Source organism: Kitasatospora sp. NPDC058406 (genome assembly GCF_042722765.1).
In the GTDB taxonomy this organism is placed as follows: domain Bacteria; phylum Actinomycetota; class Actinomycetes; order Streptomycetales; family Streptomycetaceae; genus Kitasatospora.
Map to the genome: position 1 here is coordinate 1,998 of NZ_JBHXKE010000015.1, position 14,816 is coordinate 16,813.

The 14,816-nt window shown below is 74.3% G+C and carries 5 protein-coding genes; all 5 read right to left on the bottom strand.

Annotation, left to right across the window (positions count from 1 at the left end):
* Positions 1-364: 364 nt before the first annotated feature.
* Complete coding sequence (locus ACFWOG_RS05240; RefSeq protein WP_380355000.1) at positions 365-1,126, bottom strand: sigma-70 family RNA polymerase sigma factor; 762 nt, start codon at positions 1,124-1,126, stop codon at positions 365-367.
* A 198-nt stretch (positions 1,127-1,324) separates the two neighbouring features.
* Positions 1,325-2,746 (bottom strand): S8 family serine peptidase, encoded by a 1,422-nt coding sequence (locus ACFWOG_RS05245; protein ID WP_380355002.1) that lies wholly within the window; start codon positions 2,744-2,746, stop codon positions 1,325-1,327.
* Entirely contained in the window at positions 2,743-6,108 is a 3,366-nt protein-coding gene (locus ACFWOG_RS05250) for a right-handed parallel beta-helix repeat-containing protein (protein ID WP_380355005.1), read from the bottom strand. Before ACFWOG_RS05250 ends, ACFWOG_RS05245 begins: the two co-directional genes overlap by 4 nt.
* A 128-nt stretch (positions 6,109-6,236) precedes the next feature.
* Positions 6,237-7,745, bottom strand: coding sequence for a hypothetical protein (locus tag ACFWOG_RS05255; protein ID WP_380355007.1), 1,509 nt, complete (start codon positions 7,743-7,745; stop codon positions 6,237-6,239).
* Between the two features lie 80 nt (positions 7,746-7,825).
* Positions 7,826-14,680 carry a hypothetical protein gene (locus ACFWOG_RS05260; protein WP_380355010.1) on the bottom strand — a complete coding sequence of 2,285 codons (6,855 nt, stop codon included), beginning with the start codon at positions 14,678-14,680 and terminating at the stop codon, positions 7,826-7,828.
* Positions 14,681-14,816: the final 136 nt, after the last annotated feature.

Consider the following 14,816-nt stretch of genomic DNA (forward strand, 5'->3'; position numbering starts at 1 on the left):
GTCCACTCCGCCGGGCCCACCCCCCCGGGCCCCCCCGCGGGGGCCCGGGGGGGGGGGGGGGCCCCCCCCCGTGCCGCCCCCGGGGGGGGGCCACCCCCCCCGCCCCGGGCCCGGCCCCCCCGCCGGAGCGGTGGCTACCGGTGCCCGCACGGGGGGAACGAGCTCCGGTGGCGGTGCCGCCACTGTGATCAACGGGCGGCGGGGGCCGGACGGTTCACCGGCCTCCGCCCGACTTCTCCGCCGAACCGCCCGGAGGGGCCGCACGGAGGAACCGCACGGGTCCGGAGAGGACCGCAGGGAACCGGCCGACGCCCACAGGCCGGGGCCGGTCCCACCCGGCGGGACGGGCCAACGGCGCGACGGGTCAGCCGGCCGTCGCCATGCCGTGCGCCTCCAGGATCGGCCGCAGGGCGCGGACGGCGTAGAAGTTGCGGGACTTGACCGTCCCGACCGGCACCCCCAGCACCACCGCCGCCTCGGCCATCGAGCGGCCCCTCATGTGCAGCTCGACGAGCACGTCCCGGTGGTGGGGCTGGAGCTCGGCCATGGCGACCGCGATGTCCCGGGCGGCGAGCACCTCGTCGTACGGGTCGTGGGCGCCGGCGTGCTCCTCGGGCGCCTCGTCGGCGACCTCCTGGGCCCGGGCGGCCTGCATCCGGTAGTGGTCGATGGCGATCCGGCGGGCCACGGTGAACAGCCAGGGGCGGCTGTGCTCGGGGCCTCGGTGGATGGCGGCCGGGTTCTGCCAGGCGCGCAGCAGGGCCTCCTGCACGATGTCCTCGGCCTTGCCGCGGTCCCCGCTGGTGACGCGGAGCATCGCGCGCAGCAGGTAGCCGCCGTGCAGGCGGAAGAGCTCGGCCAGGGTGTCCTGGTCCAGGGTGGGCCGGGCGGCCGGCGGCACGGTCACCGGGGCGGCCTTCCCAGCCTCGGCCGTCGGTTCGGCCGCCGGCACGGTGGTCGCCTCCGCCGTCGGCCCGCCGTCCGTCGCCCCCTCGGGCGCGGGCAGGTCAGGGCTGCGCCGGGCGGGCTCCGACCCTCTCCGCTCGCCCCCCAGGGTGCTCTCCGGGCTCGGCGACCCGGAGTCCTGGATGGTCGTTCCGTCGTGGGCGGTAGCGTCGATGGCCACGGCTGTTGGGTCCCTTACCACATTCGTCGGTGCATCGGCCGATCGCTCGACCGCTGACTCGGTGCGCCGGGTGTACCGCTCCCTTCGGACCGCTCCCCCCGGCGGTGCCACGCTCGCAGCCGTCGCCAACGACGGGCCAACGTCACGCCAATGCCACCGGCACCGGGCCGTTGGCCCGGCGTTGGCGGCCGTCGGCGATCACCCCGCGCGCCAGCCCCGTCGGCGCCCCGCACGCACCGCGGCGGCGGCCAGGCCGACCAGCGCGGCCACGCCGAGGATCGCGCCGGCCAGCGCCGAAGCCCGCCGGACGGCCGAGCGGTCGGCGGGCGGAGGGACGACGACCGGGTCCGTCGGTGAGAGCGGAGCGTGTGCGGCGGCCGGGGCGACGGTGACGGCCGTCACCGGGTCCACCACCCCCCAGCCGACGACCGGATCGGGCACCGCGGAGCCGGGCCGGTAGGCGGTCTCCCGCAGCCGATCGGCGAGCTGCTCGACGGTCAGCTCGGGCGACCGACCGAGCACCAGCGCCGCCGCCCCGGCGACGAGGGCCGCGGCGTAACTCGGACCCGAGGCGGTGAAGTGGCCCCCGCCCGGGCCGGCGGCCTGCACGGCCTCGCCCGGCGCCGACAGGTCCACCCGCGAGGCCCGCCCGGCGGGAGCTCCGGCGGCCCCGGACGCGGCGGCACCGCCACCGGAGGCCCCTCCGCCCGCGGCCCCGACGGGCACGGATCCGTCAGGGGCGAGGCCCGTCACCGCGATCACGCCGGGGTAGCCGGCCGGGTACACCGGCGCGGCGGCCGTCTGCCCGTCCGGCCCGGCGGGCGCGACCAGCAGCACGCCCCTGGCGGCGGCGTAACCGACCGCCTCGGCCAGCGCCGGCGCGGGTTCCGCCACCGGCGCCGCGACGACGGCGATCCGGGCGCCGCCGTCGACCGCCGCGCGGATGCCCTTGGCGAGCAGGTCGGAGGTGGTGCTGCCGGCGTCGTCGGTGGCGGCCACGGCCAGCACGGTCGCCCCGGGGGCGAGTCCGGACGGTCCGCCGTCGGGCATCCGGCGGCCGGCGACCAGGCCCGCGAGGAACGTGCCGTGGCCGACACAGTCCTGGCCCGAGTCGCCCGACCCGTACTGCCGGGGGCCGAGCTTCAGACGCCCGGCCAGTGCACCGGACGCCGACCCCGCCGAGGCGTCCACCCCCGAGCCGATCACGGCCACCGTCACGCCGGCGCCCCGGCTGAGCGGCCACACGGCGTCGGACCGCAGGTACGCCTGGGCCCACCCGGGCCGGTCCAGGGTCCGGGTGGAGGGCTTGCGGCAGCCGTTCTGCTTGACGTCGGGCAGCGTCTGCGCCACCCCGGGCAGCTCCGCCGCGGGCGCCGACGCCCCGGGGGCCGCGGGCGCCGACGCCGCGCCCGGTGCGACGGGCACGCCGGGTGTGACGGGGACCGCGGGAGCGGCGGGCACGGCGGCCGTCGGCCCCGCCCCGGGCGCCGCCGGCAGGACGGCCGGCACGGCAGCCACCGCCGCAGGCCCGGCCGCCACCGACGGGGCGACCGCGGCGAGCAGGGTGAGACCGCACACCGCGACGGTCGCCCGCCCGGCCCGGGTGGCCCGTCCGCTCACACCGTGCTGCCGAGGCGGTCCGCCGCGATGTCGCCGGGCAGCAGCAGGCTGAGCTCGGAGAGGTCGGCGACGTCCAGTCGGCTGAGCCGGCCCGCCTGGCGGGTGATCATGCCCTCCAGGGTCTGCCGGGCGAAGCGACCGTTGCCGAAGGTCCGGTCGCGCGGCACCGAGGCGAACAGTCGCCCGAGCGCCTCCAGCGTCTCCGGCGCGCAGCTGTACCCGGCCGACTCGGCATGGTTCGTCACGATGGTGACCAGCTCGTCGTCCGTGTAGTGGCCGAAGTCGATCTGGCGCGAGAACCGGGACGCCAGGCCGGGGTTGGAGGAGAGGAAGTGCCGCATCTCGTCGTCGTAGCCGGCCACGATCACCACCACCTCGTCCCGGTGGTCCTCCATGAGCTTCATCAGGGTGTCCACCGCCTCCTGCCCGAAGTCGCCGCCGCCCCCGTGCCGGGGCGTCAGGGTGTACGCCTCGTCGACGAAGAGGACTCCGCCGCGCGCCCGCTCGAAGGCCTCCTTGGTGAGCTGCGCGGTGTGGCCGACGTAGCGGCCGACCAAGTCGGCCCGTGCGGTCTCGATCAGCTGCCCCTTGGGCAGCACGCCGAGTTCGGCCAGCAGCCGCCCGTAGAGGCGGGCGACGGTGGTCTTGCCGGTGCCGGGCGGCCCGGCGAAGACCAGGTGGTGGCTGATGGTCGCGGTCGGCAGCCCGACCTCCTCCCGGCGGCGGGCCTGACGGAGCAGGTTGACCAGGTCCTCGACCTGCTCCTTGGCCGCCGGCAGCCCGACCAGGGCGGCCAGTTCGGCGAGCGGCTCGGTGCCGTCGGCCGCCGACACGGGGGCCGCGAGCTCGACGCCGACGTCCTCGGGGACGAGCAGCGCGAGGTCCTCGTCGCTGATCTCGGGCTGGGCGGCGAGACGGGTGGCCTGCCGGTCGACCATCTCCTCGAAGACCTTGCGGGCCGCCCGCCCGTTGCCGAAGTCCGCGCCGCGCGGCATCTGTTCGAAGAGGAGCGCCAGCGCCTCGACGCTGCCGTCGGCGAGCTCGTAGCCGTGGGCCCCGGCGGCCTTCTCCACGATGGTGACCAGCTCGTCCACCTCGTAGTTGGCGAACTCGACGGTCCGGCTGAACCTGGAGGCGAGGCCGGGGTTGCTGGCCATGAAGTCGGTCATCTCGGCCGAGTAGCCGGCCACGATGACCACGATGTCGTCGCGGTGGTCCTCCATCAGCTTGACCAGGGCGTCGATCGCCTCCCGGCCGAAGTCCGGCCCACTGCCGCCGGAGCCCGCCGAGAGCGTGTACGCCTCGTCGATGAAGAGCACCCCGCCGAGCGCCGACTGGAACACCTCGGTGGTCTTGAGCGCCGTGCCGCCGATGATCGACGCGACCAGGTCGGCCCGGGCCACCTCGGTCAGGTGCCCGCTGCGCAGCACGCCCAGCTCGGCGAGGATGGCGCCGTAGAGCCGGGCGACGGTCGTCTTGCCGGTGCCGGGCGGGCCCGCGAAGACCAGGTGGCGGCTCATCGGGAGGCTCGGCATGCCGGCCAGCTCCCGGCGCCGGGCCAGCTTGTTGAGGTTGACCAGGGTGGCCACCTGCTCCTTGACGCCCGCCAGGCCGACCAGTGACTCCAGCACCTCCAGCGGACCGGGCGCGACGACCGGACCCGCCTCACCGGCGGGCCGGCCCCCCGCCTCGGCCGCGGACGCCCCGCCGGGGTCGGCGCTCTCCGCGCCGGTGGCGGGCCGGGCGGTGGCCGCGGTCGCGGTGCCGTGCGCGTCGGGCAGGCCGTTCTCCTCGCTGGCCAGCTGTTCGACGGCGAGCCGCTCGCTCGGCGCGGTCTGCCGCAGGCCGGAGCCCCGGTTGCGGGCCAGCGTGCAGCCGGTCAGCCGGACCGCCTCGGCGGAGTCGAGGCGCACTCCGTCGCCGATGTTCTCCACCGCGTCGACCTGGGTCAGCACGGCTCGCGCCCCGGCCCCGATCCGCACGCCGTGCCGGCGGTTGCCGTGGGTGCGGACCCGGGTGCAGGTCAGCTCGCCACCGTCCTCGACCGCGAGGCCGTCGTCCCCGGACGCGGACGTCTCGCAGTCCCGCAGCGCGGCCCGGCCGACCTTGCCGACCAGGACGCCCGCCCCCTTGGCCCCGCGCACCACCGCGTTGCCGACGAAGGTGTCGGCGCCGTCGGCGATCCGCAGCCCGGACCGGCCTGCGTCCACCACCTCGACGCCCTCCAGCCGGCCCCGGCCGTCCCGGACCACCTCGACGCCGTCGGCGCCCGCGCCGGTGACGGTCAGGTGGCGCAGCCTGGGGTTGGCGCCGTCGGTGATCGACACACCGGCGCCGGTGGCGTCCCGGACCTCCAGTCGGTCGATGTCCGCGGTGCTGCCCCCGGTCAGTTCGACGCCCACCGCGCCGCAGTCCTTGACGACGGTGCGGGTCAGGACCGGGCCGGCGGACTCGCCCACCCAGATGCCGGTGCCCTCGGCGCCGTCCACCTCGCAGTCCTCGAAGACGCCGCGCGAACGGGCGGTGACGTGGATGCCGTGGCCCGCCGTGCGGGTGGCCCGGCAGCGGCGCAGCTCGGGATCGGTACCGCCGGCGAGCGCGATGCCGTGGCCGGAGGTGCCGGTCACCGTGCAGTCCTCCAGCAGGACGCGCGCCTCGGAGCTGATGTACACGCCGATGGTGGTGTCGTGGACGGTCGTGCGCAGCAGTCGCGTGGTGGAGCGCTCCTCCAGCGCGACGGCGGGCTTGTCGGTGACGGAGATCTCGCAGTCCTCCAGGGTGCCGCGGGCCTCGCCGTTCGCGCAGACGCCGTTGCCGCGCGCGTCGCGCAGGACGCAGTTGCGCAGCAGCGGGTTGGCCCGTTCGCCGATCACCACGGCCGATGTCCCGAGGTGCTCGATGACGCAGTCCTCGATCACGCTGGTGCCGGTGGACGTCTCGACGATGCCGGCGCCGGCCGGGTTGGTGACCCGGCAGTCGCGCATCGCGAGCGAGCCCTGCTGGCGGGTGAGCACCGCGGTCCAGGAGCTGCCCACCACCTCGCAGTCGGACAGCGCCGCCTGCCCGCGCGGCACGTCGACCGCGGGCAGTTCCTCGTCCTGCCCCTGCACGATCAGGCCGGTGAGCTGGACGGCCTCGGCCACCACCTGGACGACGCACCCTCGCCGGGCGGTGATCCGAACGCTGCCGCGCGGCTCCTCGGCGGTGATGGTGACCATCTTGGTGATGACGAGGTTCTCCTCGTAGCGGCCGGGGCGCACGGAGATCACCGCCCCGTTGCGGGCCGCCGCGAGCGCGTCGCCGATCGTGCGGTACGGGCCGCCGCGCTGCTCCGGGCACACCGTCAGCACATGGCGCGACATGGCCTTCATCTCCTGGGGTTCTTCGCCGTATAGCGGTCGTCGTGGTGCGGTGGTGGTGCTGCGGTGGGTCGTGGGGCGGTGGGTCGAGCTCCGGCGGGCAGGCGGGCGCGGTGCCCGGGGTGGCGGTGTCAGGCGGCCGTGCAGTCGGCACTCACGGCGGACGCGGCGATGTGCGCCTTGTCGTTCCAGTCGATGCCGCGCGAGTGCAGCTTCACGGCGATCTTCCCGCCGCTCACCGCGAACGTCCCCCCGGTGACCCAACTTCCCCGGTTGGTCCTCTGGTTGACCGGGAAGTCGCCGATCGTGCCGCCCGAGGCGTTCTGGACGGTGTAGTACGCGGGCGCGGCACCGACCGCCTTGACGTCCGAGTTGTTCGGCACGTAGACGGCGATCTTGCAACTGCCATTGGTCACCGGCGCCGTGGAGAACGTCCAGAGCACCCAGTTGTCGGTGTCGTCCTTGGCCTCCGCGCCGGACATCGGCATCGACACGTACTTGCCGTTGCAGCCCGAACCGGTGTACCCGCCGACCGAGTTGTTCAGCCAGCCCTTGGTGTCCTGCTCGTACCAGCCGTGCTGGGCGTAGGTGGCGGAGGAGGTGGAGCACCCGGTGCCGCCCACGGCCTTGTAGGTCGCCTTCGCCGCGGCGGGCGGCTGGGCCGGGACCGGGGGCACGGGCTGCTGGGTCGCTGGCGGCGGCGCGGGCTGCTGGGCCACGGGCGGCTGCCCGGCCGCCGGTGGCGCGGGCTGCTGCGCGGCGGGCGGCTGCCCGGCGGCGGGGGGCGCGGGCTGCTGCCCCGCGGGCGGCTGGCCCTGGGCGGGCTGCGAGCCCGAACCGCCACCGCTCCCCTGCTGCTGCGTCCCACCGCCTCCCGGCGCCTTGGCCACCGGGGCGGAACCGTTGGAGGGCCGGGTGTTCTGCGGGTTCGGGGCCGCGCCGGGGACGGCGGCGGTCACCGGCTGGCCGGCCGGCACGCCGTCGATGACGGGCGTCTCGGGGGCGCCCGGGGTCGGTCCCTGGACGGGCGCCGCCTCGGTGGGCGCCGCGGTCGGGTCGCCGGTGACGGGCGGGTCGACGGGTGCGGGCGGCACCGGGGCGTCGTCGATCTGCGGACCGTCGACGAGCTGGAGGTCGGGCTGGTTCACCCCGAGGTCGTCGCCCCGCCCGCCGTGGCCGTCCCGGCGGTCGGCGCCGTCGGTGATCAGGAACGGCAGGCGCATGAGCACGACCCCCGCCGTGGCGGCGGCGACCAGTGCGGGCCGCTTGAACCTGGCGCGCCGCCCGGGAAGAGCGCCGTCGGGCGCGCCGCCCTCCGGCTCGGGAGCGACGGGCTCCAGCGCTCCCGGCTCCTCCGGGAAGCTGCCGGAGGAGCCGGGGTCCGGAGCGGGCACGGCCGCCGGCGTCGGCGACGCCTCCGGCGTGGGCGGCCCGTACTGCGGCACCGCGGGAGGCGCCGCCGCCACGGCGGCAGCGGACGCGGCGCCCGCGCCCGCTCCGGAGGAGGGCGAGGGACCGGAGGAGGGCACCGGTCCCGCCGACGGGGCCGTGGTTGCCCCGTCGCCCTCCTCCTCCATCTCCCAGGCCACCGACGGCAGCTGTATGCCCGTCGTTCCGTTCCCGCCCGTGCTCGTCCCCACCGCAGCTCCTCGGCTCCGCATGCAGTCCCTGTCGGTGGGACCACCCGGCCGACAGGACCTCGGGTGCTCCCACTCCCTCTCTACGGCCGGGCACCGCCGGGCGGTTCACCCGCCGCCCCGCCGTTGTTGTACATCTGTGTCAGGGCGGTGAAGATGCTGTCCTCCAGGGTCTCCTGGGGAGCGGGTTCCTCGATCCGCGGCGGCCCGCCGGCCTCGTGCGGCGGCAACGGCGGCAACGGCAGCGACTCGACCACCGGGGGCGTCTCGTTCCCCAGCGGCACGTTCGAGCCCTGCTGGTAGAACCGGGGCGGCTGGACCTCCACCCACGAGTCCTCCGACTGCTCGCTCCGGGAATCCAGCAGGTCCGAATCGACCGACGCGTTGTCCGAGTCGTCCCCCAACCGCGCACCCGCGTGCTGGTAGAAGTCCTCCTCACCCTCGTACAACCGTGCCGTCCGCCACGAGGCGCCCGACGCGTCGCGCTCGTGCGGCAGGTCCGGCAGGTCCGAATCGACCGACGCGTTGTCCGAGTCGTCCCCCAACCGCGCGCCCTCGTGCTGGTAGAAGGTCGCGGCGTCGACCGGCCAGAGCGGAGCCGTCACCATCGAGTCGCCCGACTCCGTGCGCTCGTGCTGTAGCCCCTCCGACCGCTCGATCGGCGACGACGAACCCGACGTCAGCGAATCCGACGTCAGCGAGTCGTCCGACTCGTCGTGCCGCGAACTCGCCGTCGGCACGGTCGGACGCCGACGCGGGTCGTCCGGGGACGGCACCGGCCGCGGCACGAACGCACCGGCGTCCAGCAGCGGAACCTCCCGGTTCTCCGGCGACCGCTCCTCCTGCGGCCGGTTCTCCTGCGAGCGGCTCTCCTGCGGCCGGTTCTCCTGCGGCTGGCTCTCCTGCGGCCGGTTCTCCTGCGAGCGGCTCTCCGACAGGCCCGGCACGATCAGGCCGACGTCCTGCTCCTCGTCCAGCGTGTCGCGCCGCACGGACGGCTTCGGCGCCTGCTCCTCGTCCGACTCGTCGTCCCGCCGTCGCGTCAGCGGTACGTTCGAGCCCTGGCCCGGACCCGACCCGTTCAACGACAGCGGACCGCCCGGGAGCTCCCGCACGTCCTCCGTCTGCTCGTCCGCCCGATTGCCGGCCTGGTCGTCGACCTGATCGTCCGCGTGGTCGTCGGCCCGGTTGTCGGCCTGCTCGTCCGCCCGGTTGTCCGCATGGCCATCGGCCTGGTCGTCCGCCCGGTTGTCGGCCTGCTCGTCCGCCCGGTTGTCCGCATGGCCATCGGCCTGGTCGTCCGCCCGGTTGCCGGCCTGCTCGTCCGCGTGGTCGTCCGCCCCGTCCTCCTGCGAAGGACGCCGCACCTGCGGAACGTTCGGCAAGGATCCGCCCGACAGGGCGCCCGATGCCTCCTCCGACTGCCGGATCACCCCGTCCTCCGCGTCCGGCGTCTCCGGTCCGATCCGGAAGGAGCGGACGGCGCCTGCGGGTTCGCCCGGGGCTGCCGCTCGCCGCACCGGAGACTCCACGGTCCGGATGACCACGTCCACCTCGTACGTCAGTCCCCGGGACAGCGTGCGCAGCCGCCGCTCCAGCGCGTCGGCCTCCCGCTGGGCCCGATTGACCGGTCCGTCCAGGGTGACCTCGACCACCGGCGGCCTGGTGTCCCCCTCCGCCCTCGGAGCGTTCCCCCGGAGGGCGGCCTCCTGGAGGACGGTCGCCCGGAACCGGTCGAGCAGTCGGGACATGGACCTCGTGTCGGCGGCGTCGGCGGTCCACCGGACGTCCGGGACGGTCGGCTCGCGCAGACTCAGGTCCGGCTGCCGCTGCCCGCCCTGCTGCGGTTGCTGCGGCTGTTCCTGCCCCGCCCCCAGGACCTCCCAGTGGCCGTTCGCGGCTCCCGCCGCCAGATCGAGGTCCGCGCCGACGTGCTCGACGAGGTCCTGGAGGCGGCGTCGGTCCTGGACCGGCACCGGCCGGCCCGCCATCGCGTCGCGCAGGCGGTCGAAGGGAGCCCCGGCCTCCTCGTTCGCGGCGAGGTCGAGCAGCCGGTCGAGGCCGCGCAACCACCGCTCGCCCCTGGGGCCCTCGACGGTGAGCGACTCGGGGAGCAGCCTCCGGGCGATGTGGCCGACGCGCAGGATCCGCTCGTGGTCGGAGGGCGCGCCGACGTCGAGCCCCAGCGCACCCGCCACCGACTTCAGCGCGTCCGGCGGCGCGCCGTGCAGGCGGAGTTCGCCGCTCTGCGCCTCTTCGTGGAAGCGCAGGAAGCCGTTGTGCGGTACCGGTGTCGGCGTGGTGTCACCGGCGGGGATGTCGATCTCGATCACCATGAGCTCCATGCGGGGCATGGTCAGCTCGCCCTTGTGGTAGATCACCTCCACCTCGGCGAAGCCCCGGTACCGCGCGGTCGGGGTGGAGATCTTGGCGTTGTTGACGATCTGGCCGCCCTCGACCGTCTCGACGTCGGTCCGGCGCTCGTAGGCGGTGTCGACGTAGATGCCGCCACGGAGGCTGGCGTGGCCCATCCCGAAGGTATCGGGGGTGACGACGCCCCCCGTGATGCGGTTGGCCACGCGGAACGCGCGCTGGGCCCGGACGCCGTCGGTGACCGACGACGTGTTGGTCGGGTTGGAGTCGGTCCTGGTGTCGGTCTTGACGAACTCCAGCTCCTTGATCTTCATCCGCACCTCCACCTGGACGTCGCCGGCCAGATCGGTCCGTCCCAGGAGGAGGGTGGAGTTGCCCGGGCCGTCCGTGAGGGTCGGTCGGACGGAGCCCGGGGGCGTGGGAGCGCCTTCCGGTGCGGGGTCCGAGGCGTCGTTCCGGGTGTCCCCCGCCGAGGCGTCCGGGGTGTGCGGGGTGACGAGGCGGCTGGCCAGCGCCACCGGGTCGATCATCCGCTCCACCATGCCCCGGACGCGGTCCCAGTTGTCCGATCCCAGGAACTCCTCGGCGCCGTCCGTCAGCTGCTTCCGCGCGTCCGGGGACATGCCGGCGTCGCGCACCACATCGGTGTCGACCAGCCCGTGCGTCCACACCCTGGGGGGAGGGATCTGGGCGGGCGGGGCCGGGGTGGCCTCGGCGACCGGCCGGTCGTCGTTCAGTCCTCTGCGCAGGGCGGCGCCGCGCGGCGCGGTCGCGGCCACGAAGTCCTTGTTCGGTTCGTTCGGCGGGTTGCCCGGCACGGTCTCCCGGGTCTCCGCGACGTCGATGACCACGTCCATGCCGACCTCGCGCCGGAAGTAGGCCCGCTTGGTGACCATGACGAACCGGCCCTCGGTGCTGACCAGGTCCTTCCACTCGACCGAGAAGTGCAGGTTGGCCTCGCCGGTGAAGACGTTGCCCACGGGCTTCACCTTGGTGGTGTTGCCCGAGCCGGTGCGGTTCGACCACGTCTCGCGCGTGCTGTTGCTGGAGGACGCGGCCAGCGTGTCGCCCGCGTAGAACAGGCCGGTCGAGACGGCCACCCCGGCCCGCAGCTGGTGGCTGGAGCCGCTGCCGCCGCCGGTCGCCCCGTCGGCCGCCGAGTGGGTGTGCTCGACGTTCGTCCCGGTGTTGAACTCGGTGGTCGTGGTGTTCCCCTCGTGGGCCAGCCGCTTGACGGACGCGCCGATCCTGACGGTCACACCGCCGTCGGAGACCACCAGTTCCCGGCCCGACATCATGGTCTTGAGCTGGTCGTGCAGGTTGTTCGGGCTGAGCGCGTCGTACAGCTTGTGGCGGAGGCCGGACCTGCCGAGCCCGTGCAGCCATTCCTGTACGTTGCGCCCGCCGAACTCCCCCGGGTCGTTGCTCCCCCGCAGGACGGCCTTGCCGAAGTCGGCCGGCGCCACCGTGGCCGCCGGGCCGCTGGGCCTGAACACGTTGGTGACGACGTCGGAGGAGCCGAGCACGTGGTCCTGCCAGATGCGGTCCGGAACCGCGCGCACATCGGCCGGTGCCAACGCGCCGTACTGCGGGGTGACGACCTCCGCCGGCATCGTGATCGGGTCGAGCTTCGTCGTGCTGGGGACCAGCCCGCCCGTCCAGCCGCGGATCTCCACCTGGTACTGGACGTCGACGTCGGACACGACGGCGGTCGAGACGTTCTTCGCCCGGTTGACGGCGGTGCCGGAGCTCTGCAGGTTGCCACCGGTCGACGACTCGTGACGGTAGGAGTAGTCGCCCGTCACCGTCAGCCCGGGCCCGCCGCCCTGCTCCTTCTGCGCCCTGCCGGTCAGCCCGAGGACCCCCGTCACCCGGTCCCGGATGTCCCGCATGACGCCGTGCCCCGTCCGGTTCTGGGTCCCGACCTCGAACTCGGCGTCGTTCACGGTGTACTTCGTGACGGGCGCCGCCCTCAATACGGCCCGGACGACCACTTCGGCCGACCAGCCCGGACCGGCGACCGGCACCTTGAGCACCCCGCCCCGGGTGAGCTCGGACAGCTTGGCCTGCATCGCGACCGCGCCGAGATCCGACCGGAGGGTGCGCTCCAGGGAGTCAGAGACGCCCCCGCGCCACTGGAAGCGGTCCTTCAGCGCGTTCCGGACGTCCTGGAACAACCGGTCACCGCCCGGCGTCCCCGGCTCGTTCCTGAACGACACCACGGAGGCGGCACTGAGTTCGTTGCGCGGCAGCGGGCCCGGCCCGCCCGTTGCCGGCGCGTCGGTGCGGGACTTCACGCTGAACTCGGTGTCGATCCCCGCGGAGACTTCGCGGGTTCCGAACCCGCCGCCTTCCAGGACCACCGTCAGGTTCATCCTCCCGCCGTGGATCTCCTGCGCCTCCCGGATCTTGCTGTTCGAGTAGAGCTTGTCGTTGACGTCGTCCCGGACACCGCCGCGGACCCTGATCTCCTGGCTGAGCTGTACCTGGCCGGAGGGCATCTCGCTGACCGGGGCGTATCCGACGGCCCCCTGCTTGAGATCAAACTTACTGGTGTACCGCTGCTCGGTCCTGAAGCTGCTGGACTCGTTCTGCCGGCTGAGGTCGGCCTTCTCGCTCGTCCGGAGGAGCTGGGTGTGGGTCAGCGTGGCCTTGACGGTCACCTTGAGACCGCGCTGCGCCAGTGCGGCGACCGCGCCGGCCACCTTGTCCCGGTCGAAGGCGGTCAGCTCGAACTCGTCCCCGCGGCTCATCGCACCGAGCTTGGAGGCCAGCGAGGGCTGGGTGACGATCTGCATCACCTCGGTGCGGATCTGCGGCCAGAGGCTCCCGTACTGCTCCCGGCCGACCCTCTCCAGATCGCTCCGCACCTCGGCGAGCGAACCGATGTCGCGGATGACGGCGGACTCCGGGAGGAGGTACTCGGCCTCCAGGACGGGCCCCTTCTGCTGGTTGGCGAGGAGGTCCGACTGAGGCATCAGCGACCGGAACCCGACCGGCACCTCGATGGTGTCGCCCAGCTTCTCGTCGCCCTTGTGGATCGTCACCTCCAGGTAACCGTCCCCGTCGAGGACCGCGCCGTTCTCCTTGGTCTTGGTCGTGACCGCGGTCTCCAGCGTCCGGCCCGAGACGATGATCCTGTCCTTGCCCCACCGCTTCCCGTAGCTGGCGCCGACGTTCAGAACGTCGGTGCCGAACCGGCCGCCGCCCTGGAGCTGCAGGAACCCGGTCACCACCTTCCGCCGGAGCTTGGTCATGGCCGCGCCGGCGCCGGTGTTGAACTCGGTGTCCTTGGTGGTCGCCACCAGGCGCATCCCGCGGCTGGCGGCCTTCACCTCGGCCCAGACGTCGGTGCCGGGCACCCGGACGATCACCGACTCGCCGTTCGTCAGGCCCTTGAAGTCCTGCTGGAGACGCCGGAAGCCGAACTCGGCCACGAGCCGCTCGGACAGCACGCTCCCGTGGTACGTGAGCGCTTCCTCGGCCCGGGCGAGCCTCGCGCCGGTCTCCGTCTCGCGGCGGGTGCGGTCGGCGCGGGCGGCGTCGTCGAGAGCGGTGTCCCGGTCGGCGGCGTCCTGGTCGCCGGTGCGCTCGCGGACGGTCTGCTCGTGGGTCGCCTTCTCGCGGACGATGCTCTCGCGAAGGGCCTCGACCACACCCACCATGGCCTGTCGGCGGGTCGGCAGGGTGTCCCGCGGCCTGCTCCGGTCCGTCATCTGCACGGAGCCGCCCGCGTCCTCCCGCGCCGTGGTGCGGACGTGGGGCGCGCCGGTCACGTGGACGTCCAGCAGGACGTTGGAGGAATGCAGCCGCTGCTGCCGGAGATGGTCCTGGTCGAGGTCGCCCAGCAGGTTCTTGTTGATGTCGGCCTCGGTGGACGGCCGGGTCTCGCGCTCCGGGATGCCCACTTCGAGCGGCGTCGTCAGGAGGTTCCGGTTCCTCGGATCCAGTCGGGCCGGTGCGATGTCGGTCTCCCGCTTGCCCCTCGGCTGGTACCCCACCTCGACCAGCAGGTTCCCGCGGAAGACCTCGGTGACCTCCGTGGTCTTGGCCCGCGAGAAGAACTTCGAGCTGGTCGTGAGCTCGTCGGAACGCGTCTTGTCGCGGTTCACGCCGAAGGCGTCCAGAGCCACCCGCATGATCTTGAAGAAGTCGCCCCGCCCCTGGAGCCCGAGGCCGCCCGACTTGTTCGCTCCCTTGGTCTCCCCGAGCGTCACCACGCGGTCGCCGCCGCCCTCGTACTCGAACTTCTCCTTCCGGGTGTGGCGCACCAGGTCCGCCACCTCGCCACGGATGGTGACGGTGCCCTGGCGGGCGTCGGTCCCGACCGGGATGTGCAGGACGTCCCCCCTGGACAGGGCCGACACCAGGGAACGCAGGCTCGTGCCGCTGGCGACGCTCTCGGCGAGCGCCCGGGCGAAGGACTCCCGGTTCGGCGTGTCGGCGGGGAGGGCCTCGGCGATCTTCGTACCGAGCTCCCTGACCAGCACGGTGTCCGGCTTGCCGAGGCTGGTCACCATGTGCGAGCCGGCGAGCACCCCGCGGTCGAGGACGAGCTTCGGCACCTGCGGGCCCTGGTCGACGTTGTCGCGGGTCTCCGACGCGACGATCGTGAGACCGTCGTTCAGCGGCGGATGCGGGACGGAGGGCCCGTCCCCGACGTCGTCCGCCCGGCGCTTACCCGCGCGCCTCTCCTCGGCC

Excerpts from the sequence above, each read along its gene's own strand:
- ACFWOG_RS05250 (WP_380355005.1), bottom strand. The coding sequence starts at position 6,108 with ATGTCGCGCCATGTGCTGACGGTGTGCCCGGAGCAGCGCGGCGGCCCG.